The organism is Bombilactobacillus folatiphilus (genome assembly GCF_023380265.1).
Taxonomy (GTDB): domain Bacteria; phylum Bacillota; class Bacilli; order Lactobacillales; family Lactobacillaceae; genus Bombilactobacillus; species Bombilactobacillus folatiphilus.
This window is the reverse complement of record NZ_CP093366.1, coordinates 699,908-716,541: the sequence shown is the minus strand read 5'-3', so window position 1 is coordinate 716,541 and position 16,634 is coordinate 699,908. Positions and strand designations below refer to the sequence as shown.

Genomic DNA, 16,634 nt, shown 5'->3' with positions numbered 1-16,634 from the left:
CTACTTACCAATTTTGCGAACTGGTGTCACTGACAATGACAGTTTAATTGCCTGTGCAGTCGTTTGTGAAATCCCTAATTTCATCAAATCATCAATGGGAGCGTCTTTAATTTTTTTGACAGAACCATAATGCTTTAATAGTTTAATTCGCGTTTTGGGACCTACCCCCTTAACACTTTCCAATTGTGAAGATAAAGCATTTTTACTGTGTGTTTGACGATGAAAAGTAATCGCAAATCGGTGAACTTCATCTTGGATTCTTTGTAATAAATAAAACCCTTGACTTTTACGATCTAACGGCACTATTTGTCCCTGCTCACCAGTAATTAAATGCGATGTACTGTGATGATCATCTTTAACCATCCCCGCCACAGGAATATGGATCCCTAATTCATTATGCAATACATCCAAAATCACTCGCAATTCAATCAAGCCACCATCCATCAAAATCAAATCTGGTAGCGGCTTGTGTTCTTTTAACAAACGCGAATAGCGACGATAAATAACTTCTCGTGTATTAGCTGATTCATCTGCACCATTATGTTGCTCCAAAATATCTTTAATTTTATATTTACGATAATTTGCTTTAGCTGGTTGACCATCGACAAAACTAATCATCGCTGATACCGCATCAGCCCCCTGAATATGTGAATGATCAAAGGATTCAATCACATGTCCATATGGCAAACACAATGCATCAAAAATCTGCTTTTGTGCACCGACTGTCTGTCGATTGTCTAACTCCATTAACCGAAATTTTTCTTCTAACGAAAGTTGCGCGTTATCATGCGCCATTTTTAATAAATCGTGCTTCACGCCTCTTTGCGGTGTTCGAAATGGAACGTGTAAAATTGAACTTAAAGATTCTTGATCAACATCTTCAGGAACTAAAATTTCCCGTGGTAATACATTATTTTTACGATTATAAAATTGCAAAATAAAAGTTGCTAATTCTTCTTCTGGTGTACCAATACAAGGAAAAATTCGTTTTTCTCGTTTCATCAAGCGGGCCTGACGAATAAAAAAGACTTGAATGGAAATCCAGCCTTTATCCACGTAAAAATTAAATAAATCGCGAGGAGTACGATCATTAGAAATAATTTTTTGTTTCTCAACTGTCTGCTCAATATAATGAATTTGATCGCGTAGTTCTGCTGCTCTTTCAAACTTTAAATCTTGTGCAGCAGCATCCATCTTTTGAGTCAATTGCTTCTTAACTGTTTTTACATTGCCATTCAAAAAACTTTTAATATGCTTAATTTGTTGCGCGTATTTTTCCTCAGGTATCTCTTTAAAACAAGCACCCAAACATTGACCCATATGATAATATAAACACGGTCGACCTTGATATCCGTTACAACGTCTCAACGGATAAACTTTTTGCAAAAAATTTAACGTTTCTTCAGCTGCGTACACGTTAGGATATGGACCAAAATAGAATCCACCATCTTTTTTGATTTGGCCTGTGATGATCATCTTCGGATCACGTTCATTAGTCAGTTTAATATAAGGATAACCGGTACCCTTTTTCAGTTTAATATTAAAATAAGGTTGATGTTTTTGAATTAAGGTAATTTCCAACAAAAACGCTTCTTTATTTGTGGAAGTCACAATAGTCTCAAAATCACGGATCTCACTGACTAATTTCGCGGTTTTACCTTCATGGGAACTTTTAAAATAAGACCGAACACGATTTTTGAGATTTTTGGCTTTACCAACGTAAATAATTTTAGCATTAATATCCTTCATCAAATAACATCCTGGACGATCGGGAAGTAACGCTAGTTTATGTTCTAAATATTCTGTGGCCATTGATTGCTTCACTCCTCAATTTATCATGTAAATATTCTACATTGATTGTTGCCAAATACCAAGTATTAAACGAATATTCGTTCGTTCTATAAGTTTAACCAACTAATATTGCAGTTATTATGCTATAATTAGTGATGTTCAAGTAATGTGAAAGAGGTGCCGGAATGGGATTGACTGTCAAACGCGAAAATAATTTCGAAAGTTTATTCGATAAATTTGCTTCTCTGCCTGATGAGACCCAGAAAGATCTTCAAGCAGTTAAAGAGACTAAAGATAAATTACAACGAGAAAAAGATAAAAATTAATTCAAAAATATGACTGGTTTTAAAGCTAGTCTTTTTTTATACATATGATTTCATTTATAAAAAAATCACTAAATTTTCCTAGAAAGAATTTTTAGTGACATGAGTAAAACTAACAACAGGTACTTGCTATTTTGAATAACCATTGGGATGCTTTTGCAGCCAATTCCAGGCAGAACTAATAATCGTATCAATATCTGTGTGTGGTGATTGCCAACCTAAATCAGTTCGAATTTTAGTACTATCCGCAACTAACGAATCTGGATCACCGCCACGTCGTGGAGCATCAATAGCCTTAATATTTACACCAGTAACCCGTCTTGCTGCTTCAACAATTTCTTTCACAGTAAAACCTTGCTTCGAACCAATATTAAAGTAGTCACTTTGACCACCTTGGCGCAAATATTCTAACCCAAAATAATGCGCCTGCACCAAATCTAAAACATGAACGTAATCGCGAACATTATAACCATCACGCGTTTGATAATCATTACCACACATCTCAACATGTTCACGCTGCCCCAGAGCAGCTTGCAAAACAATTGGAATCAAATGTGTTTCTGGTCGATGATCTTCACCTAAATTACCATCTAACCGCGCACCTGCAACATTAAAATAACGAAAGGCCAACCATTGCATCTCATACGCAGCACCATCCCAACGCATAATTTGTTCCATCATTAATTTGGTTAAACCATAAGGATTAATCGGATCTTTGGCATCATCTTCCTTGATAGGAACGCGTTCCGGAGTTCCGTATACCGCAGCAGATGAGGAAAAAATTAATTTTTTAACTTGATGATTTTTCATCACATTAATTAGACTAATTAAGCCTACCACATTATTATCAAAATAATCATTTGGTTTAACAACAGATTCTGGAACTTGAATGTAGGCACAAAAATGAAATACAGCTTCAATATCATGCTGTGTAAACACTTGCTCTAAAAAGTCGTGATCGCGTACATCACCTTGATAAAATGGCACCGATTCTGGAACTGCTTGCCGATGTCCGTAACTTAAATTATCAACGACTACTACATCTTCTTTTTTTTGTACTAATAAATCGACCATGTGTGAACCGATATAACCAGCACCACCTAAAACCAAAATGGCCATATTATTCCTCCTGTTCAGATAACAGCTTATTCATTAAACTTCATTTTTATTATAGCCATTCCAAATCGTGAATACTACTTAATTTATCGATGAAACGAAAACTCTTTTCTACTTTTTGGAAACCAAAAAAATTGAGCCACCAATATCAGTTGCTCAATCTTTATTATTTTTATATTAACAATGTGATTCAATCCAATGCCAAACTTCATCGTAACCAAATTTAGTCACGGAACTAAATAATTGGAGCTGGTCGCGTTGATTTAATTGCAAAGTTTTGATCACATTTGCAACCGTCTTATTCCATTGATTATGTTTAACTTTATCCATTTTAGTCGCCACAATCAAAGTTGGAATTTTATAATAACTAACAAATTGATACATCGACACATCATCGTCAGTTGGTGCGTGACGCCCATCAACCAAAATAATAATCCCATTTAACTCCTGCCGCGTTGTTAAATACTCCTCAATCATAGCACCAAACTCTGCCCGTTGCTTTTTAGAAACCTTAGCATAGCCATAACCTGGCACATCAACCAAATACAATTGAGAATTAATTCCATAAAAATTTAATGTCTGCGTTTTACCAGGAGTACTCGAAGTTCGCGCAAAATTTTTGCGTTTCAATAAACTATTAATTAATGATGATTTACCCACATTCGAACGACCGGCCAATGCAATTTCCGGCCAATGATCATTTGGATATTGTAACGAATTGACAGCACTTAAATCCATTGTTACATTTTTAATTTGCATAACTTCAAGCAACCTTGCCTTTGCTATCATATAGAGCAGGCTTTTGTGTACCCTCAACAGCTTTTTTCGTAACGACTACCCGCTGAATATCATCGCGACTGGGTACTTCATACATTGTATCCATCAACGTTTCCTCAATAATCGAACGTAAGCCCCGCGCACCAGTATTTCTCTTCATAGCTAAATCAGCCATCGCTTCCAACGCATTACGATTAAATTCTAATTCCACATCATTAAGTGCAAATAGTCGCTGATACTGCTTGACTAAAGCATTTTTAGGCTTGGTTAAAATTTGCACTAAATCATTTTGTGTTAATTTATCTAAGGTTGTTATCACAGGAATCCGCCCAATAAATTCTGGAATAATACCAAATTTCATTAAATCTTCGGGAATAATATGGGTTTTAATTTCGTCATGTAAACCACCTTGACTCTCATCGTTAAAACCAAAGCCAATTGTTTTCTCACCTAAACGATTTTTGATAATTTCATCAATGCCGTCAAACGCACCCCCAACAATAAACAAAATATTCTTCGTATTAATTTGAATCATTTCTTGTTGTGGATGTTTTCGACCACCTTGTGGTGGCACACTAGCAATTGTTCCCTCTAAAATTTTCAAAAGCGCCTGCTGTACACCCTCACCTGAAACATCACGAGTAATCGAAACATTTTCACTTTTTTTGGCAACCTTATCAATCTCATCAATATAAATAATGCCATGTTCTGCTTTTTCTACATCAAAGTTTGCGTTTTGTAATAATTTGAGCAAAATATTTTCTACATCTTCACCCACATAACCGGCTTCCGTTAAAGCAGTGGCATCTGCAATTGCAAAGGGAACCTGCAAAATTTTAGCCAAAGTTTGTGCTAAATAAGTTTTCCCTGAACCAGTCGGGCCAATTAATGCAATATTACTTTTTTGCATTTCAACCGTTTGATCATCGTCCGTCGATTGACTATTAATTCGCAAATAATGATTATAAACCGCTACTGCTAAATTTTTCTTAGCTTCTTTTTGACCAATTACATATTGATCTAAAACGGCCATAATTTCTTTAGGTGAAGGTAAATCTGTGATTGTTAATTCTTTGTCGACATCAGTTGCATCATCGATAATTTGCTTGCACAAATCAACACATTCATTACAAATATACACACCTGGTCCCGCAACAATACGCTGAACCTGATCTTGGGATTTGCCACAAAACGAACAAACAATTGTACTGTCATCATTGGTACTATCAAACATAAAATTTCCTCCCAATTTAAGTCTAATACTATGAATTGCGCAATAAAAAGGTTAGCATAGACTTCAAGAAAAGTAAAAGTTTTAAAACCTTTTGCTGTTCTAATTATACACGAAAGTCGGTGCAGAATATGAACAAAGTAGGAATTATTGGTCAAGGTCACGTTGGAGCAACCACTTCTTTAGTAATGGCTCAACGTGGAAAAGTTGGTAAAATCGTTATTGTCGATAAAAATAATGCAAAGGCTAAATCTGAACAAGCTGATTTGCAAGATCAGATCGCCTTATTATCAACGGATACCGAAATTGAGGTGCAGGATTACAATGCTGAGCAATGGAGCAAGTTAAAAGATTTAGATATCATTATCTTTTGTCCTGGCAAAATTTCCGCATTATTAGAGCATGGCGGTGAACGTGACTACGAATTAAATTTAACCAGTCAAATGGTTCATGAAATAGCCCCTAAAATTAAAGCTTCAGGCTTCAGCGGTATTATCGTTACAATTACTAATCCTTGTGACGTTATCGCCCGAATGTTACAAGAGGAAATTGGGGTCAAAACTAGTCAAGTTATTGGTACTGGTACCGGTTTAGAAACCGCCAGAATGCATCACGCTGTGGGCAACGCCACTGGTCACAACTATCATGATATTCAAGGCTATGTTCTCGGTGAACATGGTGACAAAATGTTTCCTGCTTGGTCAACAGTACAGGTAGCTAGCCAAGCTATTAATCACTTTCAGTTAGACCTAGATAAATTAGCTGAAGACATTACCGATGGTGGTTATACCATTTTTAATGGCAAACATTTCACCAATAATGGCATTGCTACTTGGGTCAATTTAATTGTCGAAGCAATTCTTAACGATGCTCGTATTGCTATGCCCGTTAGCGCCTATGATCCTAATCTCAAATTATATATTGGTCAAGTTGCTATTGTGCGTCAGACCGGCATTGACGAAATTGTTGATTTAGCGTTAAATGACCACGAACAAAAAGCATATCAAGAAGCCGCACAAGCCATTCAGGCTAATTACAACAAAGTGCATTAATACAATATTTATTGAAATAAAAAGATAAGAATCGATTCTTATTAAAAGTATCCGATTCTTATCTTTTTTGATGATTTATGATAATAAAATAACGCTTAGATAGCATTATTTTAACCAAATTTATTATTTTTCAACAGCTGAATCAGTCATTAAATCAACAACTCGCTTAATAGCAATATCATGATCTAACATTTCATTAGACAAAGCATTCCGTACAGCATCTTCTTGCATACCATAATCTTGAGCCAATTCTTTAACTTCTTCATCACGTTCATCGTCAGAAACCTTAATATCTTCCGCTTTGACAATTGCTTCTAACAATAAGTTAGTCTTAACCCGTTTTTCTGCATCTTGACTAAATTGTTTCTTTAAATCATCTTCAGTTGTGCCAGTCATTTGGTAGTACATATTAGGATTAATTCCCTGACGTTGCATATTACCTAAATACTGATCAATTTGATTTTGAACATCTGTATCAATCATCACCTGTGGAATCGCCTCAAACGTAGCATTCTCAATAGCTTGATCTACAACTTCAGTTTCAATTGCATCTTCAGCAGCAGCTTTACGTTGATCTTGCAAACGCTCCTTAACTTTTGTCTTCAATTCTGACAAAGAATTAACATCCTCATCAACATCTTTTGCAAAATCATCATCTAATTCAGGTAATTCCTTAGTTTTTATTTCGTGAATTTTTGTTTGAAAATGAGCTTCTTTACCAGCTAAATCTTTTGCCTGGTAATCTTCAGGAAAAGTTACTTTAACATCAACATCATCACCACTTTGATGGTCAATCAATTGATCCTCAAATCCCGGAATAAATGAGCCAGAACCTAATTCTAATGAATAGTTATCAGCACTACCACCATCAAAAGCAACACCATCAACAGTTCCTTTATAGTCAATAATGACAGTATCACCCTTCTCAGATTTACCATCCTCTTTTAAAACTAATTCCGCTTGTTGTTTTTGCAGACGTGTTAACTCATCGTCAATATCTGTATCAGCAACATCTGTATCTTGCTTTTTGACTTCTAAGCCCTTGTAATCACCAAGTTTAACTTCTGGTTCAATAGCAATTGTCGCAGAAATCTTCCAAGGCTTATCAGCTTCCATACTTTCAATAGAAACTTGTGGTTGACCAACCGGCTTTATCTTTGTTTCATCAATTGCTTTAGAATAAGCTAAAGGTAAAACATCGTTTAAAGCATCCTGATAAAGAGCCTCTTCACCATACATCTGATTAAAAACCACACGCGGAACTTTTCCCTTCCGAAATCCAGGAACATTTAATGTCTTGCGAACTCGTTGAAAAACAGTATCCAATCCTTGTTTAATTGTATCTTGATCTATTTCAAATGTTAATTTTCCGTCTTGATCTTTTTCTTTCGTCCATTCAGCTTGCGTAGCCATTAATATCCCTCCGGTACTAATTGTCTCATACAGTATTATTTTACTCTAAATAAAACAAGTTGTAAATATTATAACTAGTTCTATGTATAAAAAAAGCCTGGTAACCCAGGCTTTCTTGATAAAATTAATCTAAAATATCAGTAACAACACCAGCACCAACGGTACGTCCACCTTCACGAACTGTGAATTTAGTACCCTTTTCAATAGCAACTGGAGCAATTAAATCAACTTCAAACGTAACATTATCGCCAGGCATAACCATTTCAACACCATCAGGTAATTCAATAACACCTGTAACATCAGTTGTATGGAAATAGAACTGTGGACGATAGTTTGAGAAGAATGGAGTATGACGTCCACCTTCTTCTTTAGTTAAGATGTAAACTTCACCTTTAAACTTGTTATGAGTTTGAATAGAACCTGGTTTAGCTAAAACTTGACCACGTTCGATTTGATCACGGTTAACACCACGTAAAAGTACACCAACGTTATCGCCAGCTTCACCTAAGTCAAGTGTTTTCCGGAACATTTCCAAACCAGTAACAGTTGAATGACCATCTTGTTCGTGTAAACCGACGATATCAACTTCATCACCGACTTTAACTTCACCACGATCAATACGACCAGAAGCAACAGTACCACGACCAGTAATTGTGAAGACATCTTCAACTGGCATTAAGAATGGCTTATCATTGCTACGTTCTGGAGTTGGAATATAGTCATCAATAGTATCCATTAATTGTTCGATAACCTTAACTTGGTCTGGATCACCCTCCAAAGCTTTCAAAGCGGATCCACGAATAACTGGAATATCATCCCCAGGATAATCGTATTCGGACAATAATTCACGAACTTCCATTTCAACTAAGTCAACTAATTCATCATCATCAACTAAGTCTGTCTTGTTCAAGAACACAACAATATAGTCAACACCAACTTGGTGAGCTAACAAAATATGTTCACGCGTTTGTGGCATAGGACCATCAGTCGCAGCAACAACCAAAATAGCACCGTCCATTTGCGCAGCACCAGTGATCATGTTTTTAACGTAATCAGCATGTCCTGGGGCGTCAATATGAGCATAATGGCGCTTTTCTGTTTCGTATTCAACGTGAGCTGTGTTGATTGTAATCCCACGTTCTTTTTCTTCTGGGGCCTTGTCAATATCAGAGTAATCTTCGGCTTTAGCTAAACCTTTATCAGCTAAAACTTTAGTAATAGCTGCTGTTAAAGTTGTTTTACCGTGGTCAACGTGACCGATAGTACCGATATTTACATGGGGCTTAGTTCTTTCATAATGTTCTTTTTCTGCCATGAAAAGAAACCTCCTGTTTGTCATCTGAATTATCTTCACAAAAAAATATAAAGAGTAATGCGAAGATAACTCTTTATGCAAAAATTATACTACTTTTGGTTCCAAAAACAAAGCGATACCGACCAAAAATATACTCTTAGTAGTATACAAACTGCGTTGTAAAATGTAAACCATTTTTTATTAATTGAATAAACTTAATAAATTTTCTAATTCATCCAACCACTTATTTACTTTAACAGCTTTTGGCTGATTTTCAAGTGATTGACTACTTTTTTCAAAATTCAAACGCTCCATAATTAGCTGAAACCATAAATCAGGTTCGGTAATAATTTGATCTGTGAAAGGATACAGCATTGCTGCATATAGATTCATCTCTTTTTGACAAAAATCCAAATTATTATTCGTCCCATCAGAAAATTTTTCTACTAATAAATTTTGCATTACACTCAAACTCTTAGATTGATAAATTAATCGTTGACGCCCCGGTACAAATTCGCGCAGCTCACCAAAAAAATTAATGGTCCACCGTTGACGCAAATTTAATTTTACTAAATCTTCAGTAACACTGGCTTTCAATAATGGATGCAAATACGGATTATCTAAAAGACTTTGACAACACTGCTTGAAATCAGTCAAAGAAAGACAGTGTAACCCCCAAATCAGCTCTGATTGTTTTGTTAATGAATAGGTCAAAATCGTTAATATTTGTCGCTTGAGCTTTTTCACGTCTTCAAGATGATTTAATTGATAATGATATTGATTTTTCATCACCAAAGTTTGAAATTCTGATTGTTTGTTTTCCAAAACGGACACATTTTGTTGAATTAACTGCTGTGCTCCAATAAAGTCATGCAATGCCATAATGATATCCAAAACCAAAGCAATACTCGTTAAACTAGTCAGATATTGATCCAATTTATCTTGAACCAATTGCCAAGCAATTTGATCTTGATGAGCTCGATGCCATGTTTGTACAATCTTTTGATGCAAATCAAAACTTGGCTTTAGTTGATAAGCTTCTTCAAAAGCTTGCGCAGCCAAGTCATAAGCTTTGTTTACCAAGTATTTTTTCGCATTATCTAATAACTTTTGATAATTTGCCTCAGTATTATCTTTCACTTGAAAACTCCCATGAAAAAAGTCCTGAAATCAGGACTTTATTTATGACTAGCACCACTTTGTGATTTACGATGCCGATTTTGATTAACTTCCATAATGACAGGTAAAATAACTGGGTGCCTTTTTGTTTTATCCCACAAGAAATGGTTCAAATTTTCACGAACATCTTGTTTTAGTTCGGACCAATCAAAATCTTTATGCACCAAATTATTTTCCACAGCTTTAACTACAATATCTCGACTGGTATCAAACAAATTTTGATTACGCTCCATGCCTACAAAACCACGTGCTGTAATCTGCGGTTGCGAAACAATTCGCTTCTTTTTACGATCAATCGTCACAACAGCAATGAAAACACCATCTTGTGACAATAATTTACGATCGCGTAAAACAATTGTTCCAATATCGCCTACACCAATACCATCAATCATGGTATCACCAGCCGTCACTGCTGGCGCCAAGTGAAATTGTTGATGCTCATAACTTAAAACATCACCATTTTGCAATAAAAAGACATGGTTCTGATCCAAACCTGCTTCCATGGCAATCTTAGCATGAGCATTGAGATTGCGATACTCACCCTGCACAGGAATTACATTTTGAGGATGCAAAATATTAATCATCAATTGCAAATCGCTTTTAGCCGCATGACCTGAAGTATACAAGCCTGAATCACTTAAACTTTTAACATTGCCGCCAGCTCTAAAAATCAAGTCTCGCGTTTTTGCCACAGTAGTTTCCATAGCATGTGATGGTGTCGTCGTCAAAAAGACCAAATCACCGTCTTCAATATGATAAAAATGATGATGACTGGTAGCCATTTTTTGCAAAATTTTAATTGGTTCACCCATACGTCCAGTCTCAATAATAACAATTTGTTCATTAGGTAAACTTTCAGCCTGTCTAGCTGAAACTAACAAATCGTCCGGAACATCTAAGTACCCCAACTTAATTGCCATCCGGACAATTTTTAAAGCACTTTGACCTGTCAAGACCACTTTCCGATGAGTCTTTTGCGCAGCATTAAAAATCTGTTGCATCCGCAGAATATTAGAAGCTACTGAAGCCACAATAATTCGACCAGTTTGATATTCGAAAGTCTCCCAAATATAATTATAAATATCCCGTTCATCTGCCGCAGGATAAGGGGATTCCGCATTTGCCGAATCACTTAATAACGCAAGTACCGGTTCGCGACCGATATCTGCCAAACGCTGATAATCAGTTTGATAAGACTGAATTGCAGACTGATCAAATTTAAAATCACCGGTATAAACAACTTGGCCAACAGGAGTTTTTACAACAATTCCCAAGGAATCAGGAATGGAGTGCGTGGTTTTAAAAAAGGAAACGCTCAAATTTTCAAAATCGATCGCTGTTTGTGCATCTATAACTTGAAAATTATTAAATTTACGACTACGACTGTTTTCTTTTGTACTAATTTTAGCCAACTCAATTGTCAGTTTAGATCCAAATACAGGAATGTCACAATTATCTATCAAATATGGCAATGCACCGATTGCATCGGCATGACCATGTGTTAAAAAAATCCCAACAACCTTATCAATATTATCTTGTAAATAACTAAAGTCAGGAATTACGATATCAATTCCCAACAACTCATTTTCAGGATATTGCAATCCGCAATCCAAAACAACGATTTCGTCACCATATTCTACGGCATATAGATTCTTGCCGTTTTCGCGTAAACCACTCAAAGGAATAATTTTTAACTTTGCCACTCAGCTCACCTTTCTTATGAAAAACTTTATTAAAATATTAAGCAGATCTTACTGTTCTAACGGAACATCTGAATGTATTTGTTTAATTGTAGCACATCCCAAGCCTTTTTTATAGAAATCATCTTCACAGTCAAAATAAAAAAGCTGCTGGGTATAACCCAACAACTTTTAAAATATAATATTAACGACGTAAACCTAAACTTTGAATTAAATCACGATAACGGTTGATATCTTTATTCCGTAGATAAGCCAACAAGTTACGACGATGACCAATTTTTTTCAATAAACCTACATAAGAATGATGATCTTTTTTGTTAATCTTCAAATGATCATTTAAATTATTAATTTCATAAGTTAAAACAGCTACTTGTACTTCTGGAGAACCAGTATCCCCAGATTTACGACCGTATTTTTCAATTAATTCTTGCTTCTTTTCCTTAGTAATTGCCATAATTCATTCCACCTTATTAAATAATTCAGCTAAACTTCGTCTGCGTCGGTGTAACAACAAACAAAGCAAAGCTAACACACTTTAAAATATACCGTAATCATAATAAAAATGCAAGAATTTATTTCTCAATCATTGCAAAGTCTGCAGGGGTTTAGTATACTTTTTAAGTATTGGAATGACGGCGGAGGTGAATAAGAATGCCACAAATTAAATCAGCAATTAAGAGAGTACGTACATCTGCAAAGGCAAACGAACGTAATTCTGCTCAACGCAGTGAGATGCGTTCAACAATTAAGAAATTTGAAAATGCTGTTGCCAACAATTCTGACAATACACAAGAATTGTATCGTCAAGCTACACGTGCTGTTGACATGGCCAAATCTAAAGGTCTAATTAAACAAAATAAAGCTGCTCGTGATAAATCCCGTTTAGCTGCTAAAATTAAATAATTAGATTTTTCAAAAAGACGGACTAACATTAGTCCGTCTTTTTATTATCCATAATAAAAGTAATCATAAAAATCTCAAACAATCTTCTTTTATCGCCCTGCCCTGTTTTCATTTGATAATCTATCTCAATCAAATCCAATAATGCTTTTTTCAATTGCGATAAATCATACAATCGAACTCGTTGGAGTGCTAATTTAACACGATAAGGATGGACTTGTAAAAACTTTGCCATCTTGCCAGACGCCATACCTTCTTTTGATAATATTTTAACTTGCAATAACAACCGAATTTGACTTTGAGAAACTGCTGTCAACAAAATCGGATCATTATTCAATAAGAGCAGTTGTTGATACAATTGCTCGGATCGCTGCAAATTTCCTTGTAAAATTGAATCAATCAGATCAAAAATATTATCATCTAGCGATTGTGGAACCAATTTTTCCACTGATTGCGCCGTGATTTTTTGAGAATGCATGTTATAGAGCATCAGTTTTTCTAATTCTGCAACTACTGTAGAATAATCTTCTTGTGTGCGCTGCAAAAGACTAGTCAAAGCACGAGGTTCGATCGTAAACCCCTGTTCTTGCAAAACTTGTAAAATAAACGACTTTAAATTTTGACCAGCTTGTTGTTGCGCATCCACCCACTCGGCATACTGTTTGAGTAATTTAGTGATTTTTTTACGCTGATCTAATTTACTGTAAGGCGCAAAAATCACCAAAATAGTTGTTAACTGTGGATCCATAATATAAGAACTGAACGCATCAATATTTTGATTTATTACACTTTTAGTGTGACTTCCCGATAAAAAGTGTGGATTATTGACCAAAACCAATTTATGCTCTCCCAAAAAAGGAAGCGTATTGGCTTCTCCAATTGCTTCTTCAATATCGACCTGTTCCAAATCAAATTCAGCCACATTAAGTGACTGTTCTTCAGCTGACAAAACTGCCAAAAAAGCTTGCTTGGTTTGCCTGATTAACTGAGTTTGTGTCCCTAAAACTACATAAACTGGTGCAATTTGTTTTGTTAATTGTTCTTTTAATTCATTGACTTTCATCTAACTTTTTCCTCGAAAAAACTTGCCAATTTTGTTGATTATGATAATTGTACTGCCAAGTAATCATACCATGTTGTGCTGTACTTAACGTAGGAATCCGTAACTTTTTTAAAGTCGACATCGTTTCTGAACTAGGGTGACCATACCGATTATGCCGTCCAACAGAAATCAAAACTTTTTCAGGTTGAATCTGGCGTAAAAATTTCGGTGAACTAGCAGTTTTACTACCATGATGTCCCGCTTTAAGGTAATCAACATGTTGTGTATGATTTTTAAATAATTTTAATTCATTTTGACGATCTAAATCGCCTGTAAATAACCATGTCTTATTCTGCAAATGACACAACAAACTTAATGAATCCTCATTCTTACTATTAGACAGATGATCCGGCCAGACCACCTTAATGGAATTATGATGTCCCAAATTAAATTGATCATTAACGTGCAATTTAGTTAGTGTAATTTTAGTTTGAAAATTTTGCAATTGTCGCTGAACAGCTTTATTATTTTGCATACCATCTGCAAAATAAACATTATGGACAGGAAAATTTTGTAGCAAAACGGATAAATCACCAATATGATCAGCATCCTGGTGCGTTAAAAAGACCCCATCTAAATGAGTAATTCCCTTATAACGTAAATAAGGAATTGTAATTGATTGCACACGATTATTGGTAGAATGATACTTTCCAAAATTCAATTTACCACCTGTATCAATTAAAAAAGTGTGTTGCAAAAAAGGCGTGGTAATCAAAATACTATCTCCTTGACCAATATCAATCAAACTAACTTCACCATTTACCGGAAAATGATTATTTAAAATTAAAAAACAGTATATGCTCAACAATCCTAGCAAATTCTTTTTCGTTGGATGTTGTACAACCATTAAAGTAAGACACAATAATAAAATCAAAAACATTAGACTCATCTGACCAACGGTCAACTGTGTCCAACTAGCATGAGCGGTTAATTCAATTGGCCGATAAATGATATCAAAAAAAAGTTCTAAATTAGTAATTAACCAGTAATTGGAAGAACAAAACACACTAAATATGGTTACTGGAATAATAAATTTTTCAAATAATGGTGTTAGACACAGATTTGCTAAAAAAGTCAGCCAGCCAAAACTGTAATTGTGAAAAATTAAAACTGGTGCACTAATTAAGTTAATTAAAAGTGACTGCTGCAAGAGATTACTCTGATTCAAAATAATTAATCCATAAGCCAAAAGATAACTCAATTGTCCTGCTAAAGAAAAAAGAACATACGGATCAAATAAACTATGAATTGTCAATGTTAACGCAAACAAATCATTACGCGATAAAAGCCAACCTCCTTTATCATTTAAGATTTGTAACGTACGTCCTACACACGCTCGCCAAACACCAACGCCTGATCCCGTAATGATCGCAACAATCGGTAAGGTCCCTATCACCGCCCATTCCACCCGTTCTTTGCGTAAACGTATAAGAGAACTAATTCGTAATACCCAGCCAACCAACAAGGAAATATGCAGACCTGAAATACTAAAAATATGAATAATACCAATATTAGTTAAACCTTGTCGCAGATCTTGTTCCTGGTTATCAAACTGACCAAATAATAAACTGCTGGCATTCAGTTTTAACCATCGTGGTAGCGACTGCAATTTTTGAAGTAATTGAAAACGCCAAACGTGCAACAATTCTAAAATACTATGCGGTGACCGAGTCTGAACACGTACCTGCGTTGCATTAGCCCGAAAATAAATTTGTTTAGTCTGATAATATTTTTGAAAATCAAATTCACCAGGATTTGTGGCCGGCGCAACTCGTTGCCATTCAAAATCAGCTTGTAAATACAAGATTTTGGATTGTAAAAAATGCTTTTTGCTAGAAAAACCAAAACTAACTCGTTGGCCAGTTGGTAATCGTCCCTGACCATAAGTCCAATCATTTTTTTGAGTAATTTGATCAGGATAGACCGTAATCATTCTGACTGTAGGTTCTTTAATATCGGGTGAGCGAACAAGTAACGTACCAACAAATCCTGCAATCAATATTAAAAATAAAGTTTGATAATGCCGATTACGAAAAATAACCAAAATTAAGAGACCAAATAAGCTCAACCATAGCCAATTATGCGTCACTTTAAAAGCAATCATCAATTGTAATGCTAGTGCTCCAAATAAAAACCAACCACGTTCAAACACTAAGTTGATCCTTCAAACTCTCAACTGTTTTATCACCAATTCCCTTGACTTTAGTCAAGTCATTTACTGAACTAAAAGTACCATGATCTTGTCGATATTGAACAATTGCGTCAGCTTTTTTGGGACCTAAGCCATTCACCTGCTGTAATTCTTCGGACGTTGCCGAATTCAAATTAATACTTTTACTATTGGCTCCCATAGAAGCAGTTGTGTCACCACCAACCGCTGATGTTGATTGGTTTTTATTAGGAACGATCACTTGTCCTTGATCATGTAATTTTTGAGCTTGGTTAATTCCCTGCAAGTTTGCATTAGCCGTTGGACCGCCCGCGTGTTGCAGTGCATCATAAACACGTGCCGTAGTCAGCAAATGATAAACTCCTGGTTTGTTCACTTCGCCTTGAACATCCACCATGATGGTTCTAGAAGTAGAAGTTTGATGTGCTATTTTGGTCTGTTGTTTTTGTGGTGCTGATTGCACAATTTGATTATTTGCCTGTGGTGCAGGCCAAAATCGCCATATCAAAACGACTATAATGATGACACCACCTAGAAGCCACTGCCAATAAGTTTGTAATAACACCTTTATTTTTTCCATAAAATC

At 35.5% G+C, this 16,634-nt stretch carries 15 protein-coding genes; 3 read left to right on the top strand and 12 right to left on the bottom strand.

Annotated features, from left to right (window positions below; all coding sequences use genetic code 11):
• Nucleotides 1-1,812 (bottom strand): excinuclease ABC subunit UvrC, encoded by a 1,812-nt coding sequence (gene uvrC / locus MOO45_RS03685; protein WP_249515033.1) that lies wholly within the window; start codon nucleotides 1,810-1,812, stop codon nucleotides 1-3.
• Between the two features lie 164 nt (nucleotides 1,813-1,976).
• On the opposite strand from uvrC, the gene MOO45_RS03680 reads away from it, so the two are divergent.
• Complete coding sequence (locus tag MOO45_RS03680) at nucleotides 1,977-2,117, top strand: SPJ_0845 family protein (RefSeq protein ID WP_249515032.1); 141 nt, start codon at nucleotides 1,977-1,979, stop codon at nucleotides 2,115-2,117.
• 126 nt (nucleotides 2,118-2,243) lie between these two features.
• Here MOO45_RS03680 and galE read toward each other — a convergent pair whose 3' ends face one another.
• The 3 genes from galE to clpX form a co-directional block, all read right to left on the bottom strand.
• The gene (gene galE / locus MOO45_RS03675) at nucleotides 2,244-3,233 is read right to left on the bottom strand and encodes a UDP-glucose 4-epimerase GalE (RefSeq protein ID WP_249515031.1); all 990 of its coding nucleotides are present in this window, start codon (nucleotides 3,231-3,233) and stop codon (nucleotides 2,244-2,246) included.
• Nucleotides 3,234-3,407: 174 nt separating this feature from the next.
• A complete protein-coding gene (yihA, locus tag MOO45_RS03670; protein WP_249515030.1) occupies nucleotides 3,408-3,989 on the bottom strand; it encodes a ribosome biogenesis GTP-binding protein YihA/YsxC in 582 nt (193 codons plus the stop codon).
• 4 nt (nucleotides 3,990-3,993) lie between these two features.
• A complete protein-coding gene (clpX, locus tag MOO45_RS03665; protein WP_249515029.1) occupies nucleotides 3,994-5,241 on the bottom strand; it encodes an ATP-dependent Clp protease ATP-binding subunit ClpX in 1,248 nt (415 codons plus the stop codon).
• Nucleotides 5,242-5,369: 128 nt separating this feature from the next.
• Between clpX and MOO45_RS03660 the strand changes: the two genes are divergently transcribed.
• Nucleotides 5,370-6,290: a lactate/malate family dehydrogenase gene (locus MOO45_RS03660; RefSeq protein ID WP_249515028.1), complete on the top strand. Its 921-nt coding sequence runs from the start codon at nucleotides 5,370-5,372 to the stop codon at nucleotides 6,288-6,290.
• A gap of 123 nt (nucleotides 6,291-6,413) precedes the next feature.
• Here MOO45_RS03660 and tig read toward each other — a convergent pair whose 3' ends face one another.
• The 5 genes from tig to rpsO form a co-directional block, all read right to left on the bottom strand.
• Nucleotides 6,414-7,703, bottom strand: coding sequence for a trigger factor (gene tig / locus MOO45_RS03655; RefSeq protein WP_249515027.1), 1,290 nt, complete (start codon nucleotides 7,701-7,703; stop codon nucleotides 6,414-6,416).
• 124 nt (nucleotides 7,704-7,827) lie between these two features.
• A complete protein-coding gene (tuf, locus tag MOO45_RS03650) occupies nucleotides 7,828-9,018 on the bottom strand; it encodes an elongation factor Tu (RefSeq protein ID WP_249515026.1) in 1,191 nt (396 codons plus the stop codon).
• A 180-nt stretch (nucleotides 9,019-9,198) separates the two neighbouring features.
• Nucleotides 9,199-10,137, bottom strand: a complete 939-nt coding sequence (locus MOO45_RS03645) for a hypothetical protein (protein ID WP_249515025.1) — start codon at nucleotides 10,135-10,137, stop codon at nucleotides 9,199-9,201.
• A 38-nt stretch (nucleotides 10,138-10,175) separates the two neighbouring features.
• Nucleotides 10,176-11,879, bottom strand: coding sequence for a ribonuclease J (locus tag MOO45_RS03640; protein ID WP_249515024.1), 1,704 nt, complete (start codon nucleotides 11,877-11,879; stop codon nucleotides 10,176-10,178).
• Nucleotides 11,880-12,060: 181 nt separating this feature from the next.
• A complete protein-coding gene (rpsO, locus tag MOO45_RS03635; protein ID WP_249515023.1) occupies nucleotides 12,061-12,330 on the bottom strand; it encodes a 30S ribosomal protein S15 in 270 nt (89 codons plus the stop codon).
• Nucleotides 12,331-12,527: 197 nt separating this feature from the next.
• Here rpsO and rpsT point away from each other — a divergent pair, with 197 nt between their 5' ends.
• A complete protein-coding gene (gene rpsT / locus MOO45_RS03630) occupies nucleotides 12,528-12,779 on the top strand; it encodes a 30S ribosomal protein S20 (RefSeq protein ID WP_249515022.1) in 252 nt (83 codons plus the stop codon).
• Nucleotides 12,780-12,807: 28 nt separating this feature from the next.
• Here the strand turns inward: rpsT and holA are convergent, their stop codons facing one another.
• From holA to MOO45_RS03615, 3 genes are read right to left on the bottom strand one after another with little or no spacing between them, the layout of a single operon-like run.
• Nucleotides 12,808-13,839, bottom strand: coding sequence for a DNA polymerase III subunit delta (gene holA, locus MOO45_RS03625; RefSeq protein WP_249515021.1), 1,032 nt, complete (start codon nucleotides 13,837-13,839; stop codon nucleotides 12,808-12,810).
• Nucleotides 13,826-16,030 carry a DNA internalization-related competence protein ComEC/Rec2 gene (locus MOO45_RS03620; RefSeq protein WP_249515020.1) on the bottom strand — a complete coding sequence of 735 codons (2,205 nt, stop codon included), beginning with the start codon at nucleotides 16,028-16,030 and terminating at the stop codon, nucleotides 13,826-13,828. The genes holA and MOO45_RS03620 overlap by 14 nt, the downstream gene beginning before the upstream one ends.
• A complete protein-coding gene (locus tag MOO45_RS03615) occupies nucleotides 16,023-16,628 on the bottom strand; it encodes a ComEA family DNA-binding protein (protein ID WP_249515019.1) in 606 nt (201 codons plus the stop codon). The genes MOO45_RS03620 and MOO45_RS03615 overlap by 8 nt, the downstream gene beginning before the upstream one ends.
• Nucleotides 16,629-16,634 lie beyond the last annotated feature (6 nt).